The sequence below is a fragment of the Arthrobacter sp. FW306-1B-F12A genome (assembly GCF_058781865.1).
Genome location: NZ_JBYSXD010000077.1, coordinates 1 through 11,438 on the forward strand (window position 1 = coordinate 1; position 11,438 = coordinate 11,438).

General features: G+C 64.9%; 15 protein-coding genes. 10 read left to right on the forward strand and 5 right to left on the reverse strand.

The window, feature by feature from the left end; genetic code table 11:
• From AC3WJU_RS21680 to AC3WJU_RS21700, 5 genes are all read left to right on the forward strand, one after another.
• Positions 1 to 602 (forward strand): iron chelate uptake ABC transporter family permease subunit (locus AC3WJU_RS21680; RefSeq protein WP_492260829.1); only part of this gene is annotated, 602 nt, incomplete at its 5' end.
• A gap of 1 nt (position 603) precedes the next feature.
• On the forward strand, positions 604 to 1,443 hold the full coding sequence (locus tag AC3WJU_RS21685; RefSeq protein ID WP_492260830.1) for an ABC transporter ATP-binding protein: 840 nt from the start codon (positions 604 to 606) through the stop codon (positions 1,441 to 1,443).
• Positions 1,440 to 2,561 carry a siderophore-interacting protein gene (locus tag AC3WJU_RS21690; protein ID WP_492260831.1) on the forward strand — a complete coding sequence of 374 codons (1,122 nt, stop codon included), beginning with the start codon at positions 1,440 to 1,442 and terminating at the stop codon, positions 2,559 to 2,561. The genes AC3WJU_RS21685 and AC3WJU_RS21690 overlap by 4 nt, the downstream gene beginning before the upstream one ends.
• A gap of 267 nt (positions 2,562 to 2,828) precedes the next feature.
• On the forward strand, positions 2,829 to 3,725 hold the full coding sequence (locus AC3WJU_RS21695; RefSeq protein WP_492260832.1) for an SGNH/GDSL hydrolase family protein: 897 nt from the start codon (positions 2,829 to 2,831) through the stop codon (positions 3,723 to 3,725).
• Positions 3,695 to 4,540: an SGNH/GDSL hydrolase family protein gene (locus AC3WJU_RS21700; protein WP_492260833.1), complete on the forward strand. Its 846-nt coding sequence runs from the start codon at positions 3,695 to 3,697 to the stop codon at positions 4,538 to 4,540. The genes AC3WJU_RS21695 and AC3WJU_RS21700 overlap by 31 nt, the downstream gene beginning before the upstream one ends.
• Before the next feature lie 72 nt (positions 4,541 to 4,612).
• Here AC3WJU_RS21700 and AC3WJU_RS21705 read toward each other — a convergent pair whose 3' ends face one another.
• On the reverse strand, positions 4,613 to 4,897 hold the full coding sequence (locus AC3WJU_RS21705; protein ID WP_059388678.1) for a YciI family protein: 285 nt from the start codon (positions 4,895 to 4,897) through the stop codon (positions 4,613 to 4,615).
• A gap of 56 nt (positions 4,898 to 4,953) precedes the next feature.
• On the reverse strand, positions 4,954 to 5,586 hold the full coding sequence (locus AC3WJU_RS21710) for an NADPH-dependent F420 reductase (RefSeq protein WP_492260834.1): 633 nt from the start codon (positions 5,584 to 5,586) through the stop codon (positions 4,954 to 4,956).
• A gap of 121 nt (positions 5,587 to 5,707) precedes the next feature.
• Between AC3WJU_RS21710 and AC3WJU_RS21715 the strand changes: the two genes are divergently transcribed.
• Both AC3WJU_RS21715 and AC3WJU_RS21720 read left to right on the forward strand, forming a co-directional pair.
• Entirely contained in the window at positions 5,708 to 6,187 is a 480-nt protein-coding gene (locus tag AC3WJU_RS21715; RefSeq protein ID WP_234754501.1) for a MarR family winged helix-turn-helix transcriptional regulator, read from the forward strand.
• Between the two features lie 165 nt (positions 6,188 to 6,352).
• Positions 6,353 to 7,114, forward strand: coding sequence for an SGNH/GDSL hydrolase family protein (locus AC3WJU_RS21720; RefSeq protein ID WP_306963504.1), 762 nt, complete (start codon positions 6,353 to 6,355; stop codon positions 7,112 to 7,114).
• On the opposite strand, the gene AC3WJU_RS21725 is transcribed toward AC3WJU_RS21720, so the two are convergent.
• From AC3WJU_RS21725 to AC3WJU_RS21735, 3 genes are all read right to left on the reverse strand, one after another.
• Positions 7,101 to 7,871 (reverse strand): FAD:protein FMN transferase, encoded by a 771-nt coding sequence (locus AC3WJU_RS21725; RefSeq protein ID WP_492260837.1) that lies wholly within the window; start codon positions 7,869 to 7,871, stop codon positions 7,101 to 7,103. The genes AC3WJU_RS21720 and AC3WJU_RS21725 overlap by 14 nt on opposite strands.
• Before the next feature lie 61 nt (positions 7,872 to 7,932).
• Positions 7,933 to 8,487 carry an FMN-binding protein gene (locus AC3WJU_RS21730; RefSeq protein ID WP_492260835.1) on the reverse strand — a complete coding sequence of 185 codons (555 nt, stop codon included), beginning with the start codon at positions 8,485 to 8,487 and terminating at the stop codon, positions 7,933 to 7,935.
• Positions 8,484 to 9,974, reverse strand: coding sequence for a ferredoxin reductase family protein (locus AC3WJU_RS21735; RefSeq protein WP_492260836.1), 1,491 nt, complete (start codon positions 9,972 to 9,974; stop codon positions 8,484 to 8,486). The genes AC3WJU_RS21730 and AC3WJU_RS21735 overlap by 4 nt, the downstream gene beginning before the upstream one ends.
• Before the next feature lie 429 nt (positions 9,975 to 10,403).
• Here AC3WJU_RS21735 and rpmB point away from each other — a divergent pair, with 429 nt between their 5' ends.
• Genes rpmB through rpsN form a run of 3 tightly spaced genes read left to right on the forward strand, consistent with a single transcriptional unit; the run spans position 10,404 to position 11,115 of the window.
• On the forward strand, positions 10,404 to 10,640 hold the full coding sequence (rpmB, locus tag AC3WJU_RS21740) for a 50S ribosomal protein L28 (protein WP_078107326.1): 237 nt from the start codon (positions 10,404 to 10,406) through the stop codon (positions 10,638 to 10,640).
• Positions 10,640 to 10,807, forward strand: a complete 168-nt coding sequence (gene rpmG, locus AC3WJU_RS21745; RefSeq protein WP_003798558.1) for a 50S ribosomal protein L33 — start codon at positions 10,640 to 10,642, stop codon at positions 10,805 to 10,807. Before rpmB ends, rpmG begins: the two co-directional genes overlap by 1 nt.
• A 2-nt stretch (positions 10,808 to 10,809) precedes the next feature.
• Complete coding sequence (gene rpsN / locus AC3WJU_RS21750; protein WP_028267656.1) at positions 10,810 to 11,115, forward strand: 30S ribosomal protein S14; 306 nt, start codon at positions 10,810 to 10,812, stop codon at positions 11,113 to 11,115.
• Positions 11,116 to 11,438 lie beyond the last annotated feature (323 nt).

Below are 11,438 nucleotides of genomic sequence, written 5' to 3' on the forward strand. Positions count from 1 at the left end.
GGTCGGGCGGCCGTCGCGGGAATGCGGCAGGCAACCGGCTTATCCTTGCCGGCGTTGGTGTCGCCGCCGCATTGGGGGCGGTGGTGAACTTCCTCATGACCCGGGCGGATATCCGGACAGCCTCCGAGGCCCTCATATGGCTCAACGGTTCCTTGAATTCGGCCAATTGGGAGCGCGTGGGCGTACTCATGGCCTCGCTCGCCGTGCTTGTTCCCGCGCTGGCCCTCCTCGCCGCACCGCTGCGCATGCTCGAACTCGGGGACGACGCCGCGGCCGGACTAGGAATCCGCGTAAACGCCGTACGTTTCGGCCTGGTGATCACCGCCGTCGCGCTCGCAGCAATGGCGACGGCGGCTGCCGGTCCGGTTGCCTTCGTCGCCTTCCTCGCCGGGCCGATCGCCCGGCGGGTGGTCGGCCGACCCAGCCTCCCGGCGTCGGCGTTCACCGGCGCCTTGATCGTCCTCGCGGCCGACTACTTCGCGTACAACGTGGCACCCCTGGTTCTGGCCGGCACCGTCCTGCCGGTCGGCGTCATTACCGGCGCCCTCGGCGCTCCATTCCTGTTGTGGCTCCTGGTCACGTCCAACCGAAAGGAAGCCTGACATGGCACAACTGAGCGCACGCGGATTGACGCTCCAATACGAGCAACGACGGGTGGTCGAAGGACTCTCGACGGAGGTTCCCGAAGGCAAAGTGACCATGATCGTGGGTGCCAACGCCTGCGGGAAATCCACGTTGCTCAGGGGGCTGTCCAGGCTCCTGAAGCCGAGCGCCGGCGTCGTCACACTGGATGGCAAGGACATCCACTCCCGCCCGGCCCGCGAACTCGCCCGCACGCTCGGCCTTCTTCCGCAGCACCCCCTCGCCCCGGACGGCATCACCGTCCGCGAACTGGTGGGCCGCGGACGGTATCCGCACCAAGGATTCTTCGGCAGTTGGAGGACTGGTGACCGGTCGGTGCATGATCTCGCCGTCCAACGCGCACTCGAGACCACGTCAACGCTTGAGCTTGCTGAACGGAACGTCGACGAATTGTCCGGTGGGCAACGCCAGAGGGTGTGGATCGCCATGGCCCTTGCGCAGGAGACCGAGGTCCTGCTCCTTGACGAACCCACCACCTACCTTGACCTGGCACACCAAGTGGAGGTGCTGGACCTGGTGACCGACCTCAACCGCAGCCGGGGGACCACCGTGGCAATCGTGTTGCATGACCTCAACCTGGCAGCGCGTTACGCCGACCACGTCATCGCCATGAAGACCGGGGCGATCGTCGCCGAGGGGCCCGCGCTGGAAGTGGTCACCGAGGACTTGGTGCGCGACGTTTTTGGCTTGGATTCCCGGGTGGTTCCGGATCCAATTTCCGGCACCCCGCTCGTTCTCCCGATCGGCCGGCATCGCACCGCCGCTCACTCAACGTCCATCGAATTGGAGTTCGCCTCATGAACGCAGACGCCGTTGTGCGAAACGCAACCACGGAGCCGATGACCCTGGCCTTCGATGTCACGGTCACCGCCGTCGAGGATCTCGGCCCCCACTTCCGCCGCATCACGTTCGGGGGATATTGCCTGCGCGGATTCGGGGTTTCGGGGAACACCCTGGACCTGCGCATCAAACTCATGATTCCCTCGCTCGACGCCGACGGGCACCCCCTGCCGTTGCCCGCCTTCCACACGGGCGACGCCGGTTGGTACCAAGAGTGGTTGGCGATGGATCCCGCGGTCCGCGGATCGATGCGGACCTACACCGTGCGGAACGAGAGGCTCGACGCCGTCTACCCCGAGATCGACGTCGACTTCGTAATGCACTTCGACGGCGGCGGTCACGGTGGTTGGGCCGGCGGCGCTAGCGGCGGTGTGGCGGGGCCCGGCGTCGACGGCGGTGCGGTTCACCCGACGGGCGGGCCCGCTGCAAACTGGGCGCTCGCCGCGAAGCCGGGGGATTCGATCACCATCATCGGCCCCAACAACCGGGCAGCCCATTGCGTCACCGCCGAAACGTATTCCGGCATCGAATGGCGTCCCGGATTGGCGCAGCGGGTCCTTCTTGCCGGGGACGAAACAGCGGTCCCCGCTATCAGCGCGATCCTTGAATCGTTGCCCGCGGGAATCACAGGGCATGCCTTCCTTGAGGTACCCGAAGCCGGGGATTTCCAAGACCTCGACACAGAGGCCGACATCGAAATCACGTGGCTCGCGCGGGGCACGGCCCTCGGCCGGTCCCGGCCCCACGGCGAGTTGCTGCACGAAGCCGTACGCGGAGCTGTACCCGTCCCCGGTTGGGTGGGGATCATCTCGCTCGATGGCGCCGCCGGCCCCGAGCCCGAAGATGTCAACGTGGACCGGGGCATCTTGTGGGAAACCCCGCTGCGCATGGACACGGCCGCGATCGAAGCGAGCCGCAACCCTGGCCTTCCCTCGGGCGCTTTGCCGTTCTACGCCTGGATCGCAGGCGAGGCAGGAGTCATCAAAGAGTTGCGCCGGTACCTGGTCCGGGATGTGGGGATCGACCGGAAGCAGGTGGCGTTCATGGGCTACTGGCGCAAAGGGAAAGCCGAACTCTAACCCGCCCCCTCCGACGCCGGCTCACATATATCGTCCTTTTCGCCGACGCTCGCTCACATACGCGGCCAAAACCGGGAACGCTCGCTCACGTCAGGTGAGCGGGCGTCTGGCCGAAAGGGGCTATAGGTGAGCGGGGGTTCGCCCGAAACGCGCCATAAGTGAGCGGGCGTTCGGCCAGAATGCCCTATAGGTGAGCGAGCGTCGAATTAACCTGGGCTTTGCCGGCGGGCAACCGGGCGGGGCTACGCTGGCGTGGTGGCTGGGAACGTGCTTGATGCTGACCAGAACGGACGACGGCGGTTTGTTGCCTTGGGCGATTCTTTCACCGAGGGCGTGGGGGACCGGAACGAGGCCCTGCCGAACGGCGTCCGGGGCTGGGCCGACCGCGTCGCCGAGAAACTGGCCAAGGCCGAACCTGGCTGGGAGTATGCCAATCTTGCGGTGCGGAGCAAGCGGCTCCGTCACATCGTCGACGAGCAATTGGACCGTGCCCTGGCCATGGAACCCACGCTCATCACGCTCTACGCCGGCGGAAACGACATCCTGGACTTCGGCACGGACATGGACATCCTCATGGCCGAGTACGAAAGGCTCGTGGCCCGCCTCGCATCCACGGGGGCCACCTTGGTCTTGTTCACGGGGTACGACGTCAAGGTCTCGGCCGTGCTGGAACCCTTCAAGAAGCGGAATGCCCTCTACAACGAGCGCGTCCGCGAGCTGGCCGCCAAGTACGGGGCCGTGCTGGTGGATTATTGGTGCCTTGACGCTTACCACGACCGCCGGATGTGGGCTTCGGACCGCCTTCACATGTCCAAAGCCGGGCACAAATATATGGCCTCGCAGGTCCTGGATCACCTCGGCGTCCCGCATAAGTTCTCGCCCAAAGACTGGGAACCGCCGCAGCGCCTCAAGTTGCGCGACTGGGAACGCCGTCAGCGCCGCTGGGTGAACGACTGGGTGCTGCCGTTGTTTGGCCGGAAGCTTCGCGGCGTCACGCTCGGGGACGCCCTTGGCCCGCGCTGGCCCGAGCCCGTGAAGGTGCCGCGGAAGGCCGGGCTCCGAAAACTCGCGGAACGCCAGGCCGCCGCGGCGGGCGCCGCCGCTGCTGGAGGCAACGCGCAAGGCAACGCGCAATGCAAAGCTCAAAACAACGGGGGGACATGACCATGGCCATGGAGACGCCGATGCGATTCGTCGCCGTCGGAGATTCCTTCACTGAAGGCGTCGGCGACGTAGACCTTCGCCTTCCCAACGATTGCAGGGGCTGGGCCGATCGCGTGGCCGAGGAACTGGCCAGGCACCAGCCGCAGACGCAGTACGCCAACCTTGCCCTCCGCGGCCGTCGGCTCAGGCAGATCGTGGTTGAACAACTCGAGCCCGCGCTCGCGATGGCCCCCACCCTGGTCAGTTTCCACGCTGGCGGCAACGATCTGCTCGGCGCCCGACTGGACATGCGCATGCTGGTCCGTGGATTCGAGGATGCCGTTGCCCGGATCGCGGACAGTGGCGCCCAAGTCCTGCTTTTCACTGAGTACAACGTGCCGCTTTCGCCGGTGTTGGAGCCGCTCAAGCTGCGCACGGCAGTCTTCAATAAACACATCCGGCGCATTTCCGCAGCCTACGGAACGCTTCTGGTGGACCATTGGTGCTTCGAAAAATATCAGGACCGCCGGATGTGGGCTCCGGACCGGCTGCACATGTCCGGTATCGGGCACGAATACATGGCCAAGAAGGTCTTGGAGGTCTTGGGTGCCACGCACTCGCTCGCCGCACCGGTGCTTGGGGCGCTGCAACCGCGGAGCCGCGCCGAGATCATGACCGACGACGCCGCGTGGCTCAGGCGCGATGTGGCACCCTGGCTTTCGCGTCGTTTCAGGGGAGTTTCGAGCGGCGATCACCTGAGCGCCCGCTGGCCGGCCCTTATGCCGGTGGTCCTGCCGGAGCGGTTGGGGACGTCCCCAGAGCCGGCCCGGATTTAAGGGGGTGGCGTCACGCCTGACAAATTTTTGGCGACGGTGTGCCCCGCGTGACGCCCTGGACGCCCAAGCTAACTAGTCCAGCAGGTTTTCGAAGCCCGCGGATGCCGTGGTGACCGTGAATTCGATGATCTCGAAGTCGGCCACTCCGTTGACGTAGAACGGATCCGTCGCCAGGGAAGCGTCTAGTGTTGCACGGTCGACGTTGGACAACAGGACACCTCCGATGGCTGGAACGCGACGTCCGGACGCAACGAAAGTGCCGGCGTCGAACGCTTCTTTGACCCAATCCATGTGTGCGGGGCGGTGGAAATCGACGATCTCGTCGGGAACTTTGTAGGTCAGCGAAACCACGAACATGCCGCCCAGCCTACAACGCGGAGGGCGGCCTCAAAGGGCCGCCCTCCGAAAGTGAACTACGGCAGGAGCTTGACTGCAGAGTTCCAGTTGTAGTCGGGGTGGGCTTCGCTGATCTGGAGAGTCATGACGAGCAGTTGGAAGGCTTCGAGCTCACGCGAGCGGCGCAGCGGTCCGACGTTCACCGGACGCAGCCCGGCACCTTTGACGAAGTCGACGACGGCGGCCGTCGCCTCGGCGTCGTCGCCCGCCACGAGTACATCGAGGGTCTGGCCGTCCACTTCGCCCTCCGCGAGCGTGGCGGCGAAGACGGTGTTGAAGGCCTTCACTACCGATGCGCCGGGGACCAAGGCCTGCAGTTCTTCGGCGGCCGAGGTCCCGGCGGGAACGGTGAGGGAATCGAAAGTCTCGAAGTTCACGGGGTTGGAGATGTCGACGATCGTCTTGCCGTTGAGCGCTGAGCCATAGGAAGAAAGGACTTCTTTGGAGGCCGCGAACGGGGTGGCCAGCACCACGATGCTGCCTTCCACCGGGGATCCCGTGATGCCGGAGGTTCCGTTGACCGTCGCCGCAAGGGCAGCAGCGGAGCCGGCGTCGCGGCTGAGGACCTGGACGCTCTTGCCTGCGGTGGCCGCGCGGGCCACGATGCCGGACGCCATGTTGCCGGTACCGATGATGGTGATGTCAGCCATTGTTGTTTCCTTTGCTTGAGTGCTCACGATTGGTTCACGATCAGTTACTTGAAGCTTCAACTAAAACAATAATGACCTTAAGTTGAAGTGTCAAGCATTGATTTCCTTCTAAGATGAATCCATGACCGAACCGCGCTGGCTCAACGCCGACGAACGCCGTGCCTGGCTGGCCCTCCTGAGCATCAACACCCTGCTGCCCGCAGCCCTGGACACCCAACTGCAAGCGGCCGGCAAGTTGTCGCTTTTCGACTACAACGTGCTCGCCATGTTGTCCGAAGCGGAGGGGCGTTTCCTGCCGATGAGTGAACTTGCCGCTCGCACCAGCGCTTCCTTGTCGAGGCTGTCCCACGTCGTCACCAAGCTGCAGAGACGCGGCTGGGTGGAGCGCGAGGCCCACCCGGGCGATGCCCGTGTCACCGTGGCGCACCTGACCGAGGCCGGCATGGACACCATCGTGTCCCTCGCCCCGGGTCATGTGGATGCCGTCCGCGCCTTGATGTTGGACGCCATGACCGACGACGACGTTGCGGACCTCGCGCGGATCGGCGAGAAAATCGTGGCCCGGTTGGACGACGATCACTGGATCCTGCGCGAACGCTAAGCCGCCGGCGCCACGCCAGCGGCCTCGCTGCCGCCGGCGCCACGCCAGCGGCCTCGCTGCCGGCGGCAACTGCTGCCCGCTGCCCGCGGGCCGGTGCCGGAGCCGCCGCGCCCTGAGCACCGGCCCCACGTGACGGCCGCCCCGCACTGATGAAAGACTGGCGCCATGGATTTTTCTGCCCGGTACGTGGCATTGGGTGACTCGTTCACCGAAGGACTTGGCGACGCCGACCCCTCGCGGCCCAACGGGGTCAGGGGATGGGCAGACCTTGTTGCCCAGCAATTGGCCCAAAGCAACGACGATTTCGGCTACGCCAACTTGGCCATCCGGGGCAAGAAACTCCGGCAAGTCATGGCAGAGCAGGTGGACGCCGCCGTCGCGCTTCAACCGACGCTGGTGACCTTATACGCGGGCGCGAACGACATCTTCCGCCCCAAAGTCGATATCGACAGGCTGATGGAAGACTACGAGGCCGGCATCGGGAAGATCAGTGCCACCGGCGCCACGTTGCTTCTCTTCACGGGCTTCGATGCCCGCAGTTCCAAGGTTTTCGGCACCATGCGCGGACGCACCGCGATCTACAACGAATTGCTGCGGGAAATCGCCGAAAACCACGGTGCGCTGGTGGTGGACTACTGGCGCTTCAGCGAATACCACGACTGGCACATGTGGGCGCAGGACCGGATGCACATGTCCACTGCGGGCCACATCAACATGGCCAACCGGGTGCTGGCCGTCCTGGAGCACGAAGGTTCCCTCGAGGTTCCGCCGCCGGTCCCGCAACCCCAGCCTGCGCGCGTGGAAGCGTTGCGGGCCAATGCGCGTTGGGCCCGTGAACACGCAGCCCCGTGGGTGGTCCGCCGCGTGACGGGCAAGTCCTCAGGTGACGGTCTCAGCCCGAAGTACCCGCAGCTCACCCGGCCGTAGCAAGTTTCCGGAAGCCCGGCGTGGCGAGCAGTTCGCCGTCGTTCTTCACCGCGAGCACGTCCACGTCCCAGTGGGAGGTGGCCAGCGCGAGGGTCCCGGCGCCGCCCGCCATGATGGCGGTGGCCAGGACGTCGGCCGTGATGATATCGGCCGCTGCCACTGAAACCTGGCGGAACCCCTCGTCCCGCGCCGATTGGAGGCCCGCGGACCAAATGTGGTGGCCGCGTTCGCTCGTTCCCGAGGTCGCCAGCGCGTGCCTGCCCTTGCTGCCGAGGGGAAACGCGGTCAGGAGCGTCGTCCGATCCTCCGGGGCAATAATCCCCGCCAGCCACGGCCGCGCAGTGCCCGGCGTCGGCGAACCGGCCACAAGGACATCCCCGCCCGCGTTGAGGCACCAATCCTGCAGCCCCAGCGCGAGCAGCGACGTTCCGGCTTCCCGTATCGCATGTCCCTTGACGATCCCGGCCAAGTCCACGACGCCGTCGGGCCGTTCTGCCGTGAACGCACCTGCCGTGAGGCTGCGCCAGTCGACAGCCTCGACATACAGCCGGCGCACGTCCACGGAGGCGTCCCTCAGGGCCAGCTCGCCCCGCGCCATCGCGCTCGCCTCCGAGTCGGGACGGTAGAGGCTAAACGTCCGGTCCAACCCCGTGAACAACTGCTCGACGACGTCGGTGGCCGCCTCGAGTTCTTCCACCGCGGCTTGGGGGGCCATCCCGGGAGCAGTCGGGATGGCGAGGCTCACCACGGAGCCCATGCTGGTGAACGTTCGGGAACGAAGGCTGGGCTCCGAACTGCCCCCTCCGGTCTCGCGTGGCTTAGAAGTGGGCTGCATCGAGGGCTGCCTGGAGCGACGTCAAATACGCCTCGCTGGTATAGGTGGCCCCGCCGATGGTCTGCACGTTCGCCGACTGGGCGCTCAGCACTTCGGAGCGGAGCAGGGGTGCAGCCCTGGCGCTGATCTGGACGGAACGTTGCTCTTGGTCGGTCAGGTGCAGGGCTGTGACATCCGTGATGACGCCGGCCTTGATGGTTACCTGGACCTGTACCGTTCCAAAGCGCGTCTCCACTGCCGTGCCGGCGTAGGTGCCCCCTGCCTTGGCCGATGCCCCCAGACTGGAACTGGAACTGGAACTGGAGCCCGTGCTGGAACTGGAGCCGGCTCCGGTTCCCGAGGACGATCCGGAAGCGCTGCTCCCGGTGGTTCCGTTCGCCGTCGAGCCCGTTCCTGAAGCGGTACCGGCCGCGTTTCCGGTTGCGGAGGTGGTGACCGCCGATGCGTTCGAGTCAGCCACGTGTGCACCCGACTGCCACCCGACCACAAGGATTGCCGCCGACGCCAGCGCCGCTGATATTCCTGCCCTGAGTCTCACCAGTCAAACCTTTCGTAGTGGAGCTGCTCCTCCCGGACGCCGGAGCTTTTTGCCTCAGCCAGCACCTGGCGGGCCCAAGCCGATGGACCACAGATGTAGACATCCGCGTCGGTGATGGCCGGTACGAAGTCCCGCAGCCGCGAGGTGCCGGCAGAGGCAGGCAACCACGCGCTTTGGGGATTCGCCGACCGCGGGCCGGTCAGATGGAAGAGCGTGGCACCGCGCTTCCGGCACAATTCCAGGATCTCGTCGCCAAGGAATAGCTCGTCAGTGGTGCTGCCGCGCAACAGGACGGTCGCCTGGCCGGGCGCGAAGGGGGTGGATTCCAGGAGCGCACGGAGGGGCGTGATTCCGATTCCTGCGCCGATCATCACAACGTGTTCCCGGCTCCGGGCCGCCGTGCTGAAGACACCGTAGGGACCTTCGATGGCTACTTTCGTTCCCGGCTTGAGCGAAGCCAGCCGGGCCGAGCCCGCTCCCAGGTTCCGGACAGTGATCCGCAAGGTGGGCTGTTGGGCGGGCCGCCCGTATGACGTGCCCGACGGCGGCATGATCGGTTCCGCCGACAGGCTGAACGGGTGCGCCTGCCACCACATGCCTGGGGCAAGGAAGCGCCAGACGAAGAACCGGCCGCCGTTTCCCGACAATTCGTTCAATCGCAGGCCGCTCATTTCGATGCTGAAGACGCCAGGCGCAAGGGGCACAACGCGCCGCACCGTCAGCTGGTGCCGGTAGGTGGCTATCACCGGCTGGGCAATACGGAACCAAGCCAGCGCCGAGCCTGTTCCGATGTAGAGCAGCAGCCAGTACCAACGCTGCCAGGTGCCTTCGGCGAATAATCCGCCCACGCTGAACTGGTGCGGCAGGGCGAGCGCTACGGCCAAATACGTGAGCAGGTGGACGAAGTACCAGAATTCATAGGGAAAGCGGCGGCGAACAGCTACCAGCGAGGTGACCACCACGGCAATGAAGAGCGCCATGGAGACGAACGCCAACCACATGTCGGGTACCAGCACCCAGAGCGAAACGGCTTCGCTGACGGGGTTCAGGCCCTCGGCCATGCCGTAACCGGTCGCGACGAGAAGTCCGTGCGCCAGCAATAGGTAGAGCGCCGGTTTGCCTAGCTTCCGGTGGAACTCCAACGCCCTGTCATGGCCGACCGCGCCGTCCACGAAAGGCAGTCGTGCCGCGAGCAGAAGCATCAGGAAAACCAGATCCATGCCGGCAAGCCCGGCGAGGATCCCGGCGGCGGTGACCGCTTGGGTGAGGTTCCCGACCGACGACATCCCGCCGTCGGCGAGCCACAACGCCAGCGCCGCCGCGAGGGAAGCCCACAGCGCAACGGTGAGCATGTCCGTCCGGAACATGCGTCTGCGATGCTGCGCAGCGAACCTTCCCCTGGCGGGATTGCGCCGCTCGGGCGCTGGCGGCCGGCCCGGGGGCATACCCACACGTTGGCCTGGGGAGGCGAGGAGTTGTGACTTCATGCCTCAAGATTGAACTCTCAACCTTTCGATCTCCTGTGAAGGGCCTAGCCTCCGCTTATGAGTTGAGCGACTTGGTTCTTATACACCCGATTGGTCTTAATTTCCCCCAGCCCCTAGACTTATTAGGCGCTAGGTGGCGCGGAGCGTGTGCAATTGCTCCGGTTGGCGGTGACTGTTGGTAACAACGGGATATCCGCGGGCCGGTAGTTAGGGGCTCAAGTTGCGTGCATTCCAGTATTCGCCCAGTATTCCGGCCTGTTGTCCGGACCCACTACCTTCGCCGCAGCGGTGATCTTTGGCTGGTTTCAGTCAAGGGATCCAGCCCGCGGGAACTACCGAAAACGGTGTGGACTGGTTGCGGACGTCGCCTATTGCACGGGAAGCAGGAACTCTGCTGGCCGTTTCATTTTATTTTTTAGGAGAGTCGTCATGGCAGCAAACTGCCAGGTGACCGGAGCCGAGCCGGGCTTTGGACACAGCATTTCGCACTCGCACCGCCGCAACAAGCGTCGGTTCGACCCCAACATCCAGAAGAAGCGCTACTGGGTTCCGTCCCTGCGCCGTAATGTCACGCTGACCCTGTCGGCCAAGGGCATCAAGACCATCGACGTTCGCGGCATCGACGCAGTCGTCGCCGAAGTTCTGGCTCGCGGGGTGAAGCTCTAGTGGCAAAAGACAAGGACGTACGTCCGATCATCAAGCTGAAGTCGACTGCGGGAACCGGTTACACCTACGTAACCCGCAAGAACCGTCGTAACGACCCGGACCGCCTGGTCCTGAAGAAGTACGACCCCAAGATCCGCCAGCACGTCGAATTCCGAGAGGAGCGCTAAACATGGCTAAGAAGTCCAAGATTGCTCGCAACGAGCAGCGCAAGGTCATCGTTGAGCGTTACGCTGCAAAGCGTCTCGAACTGAAGAAGACCCTGGTTGACGCCAACGCGACTGACGAAGCACGCGAAGAGGCTCGCCTCGGCCTGCAGAAGCTGCCCCGCAACGCCTCCCCGATCCGTCTGCGTAACCGCGACATCATCGACGGCCGCCCGCGCGGTACCTTCCAGAAGTTCGGTATCTCCCGTGTTCGCTTCCGCGACATGGCTCACCGTGGTGAGCTCCCGGGCATCACCAAGTCTTCCTGGTAATCCAGAAGCACTAGAGGGGCCGGCAACCGTTTGGTTGCCGGCTCTTCTTGCGTTTAAGGCGCAGGGGACCGGGCATTGATGCTTCGCGTGTCCGACTTTGGCGAGTTTCGTGGCTTCGCGATTAAGTGGCGCAGCACACAGCATTGGATGACGACGCCGGCGGCTTCTTTTGGGGCCGAACCGGCTGTTTTGTCCCGGATTGACGCGGTTCTCGCTCGCCCGAGGGGTGATTTGCGTGGGGTCTTGGGGGTGTGTAAAGTAGATCGAGTCGCCGCCGCTGATGCGGAAAAATTGCGACCGACCCCCTTTCAAATGGAAACCAA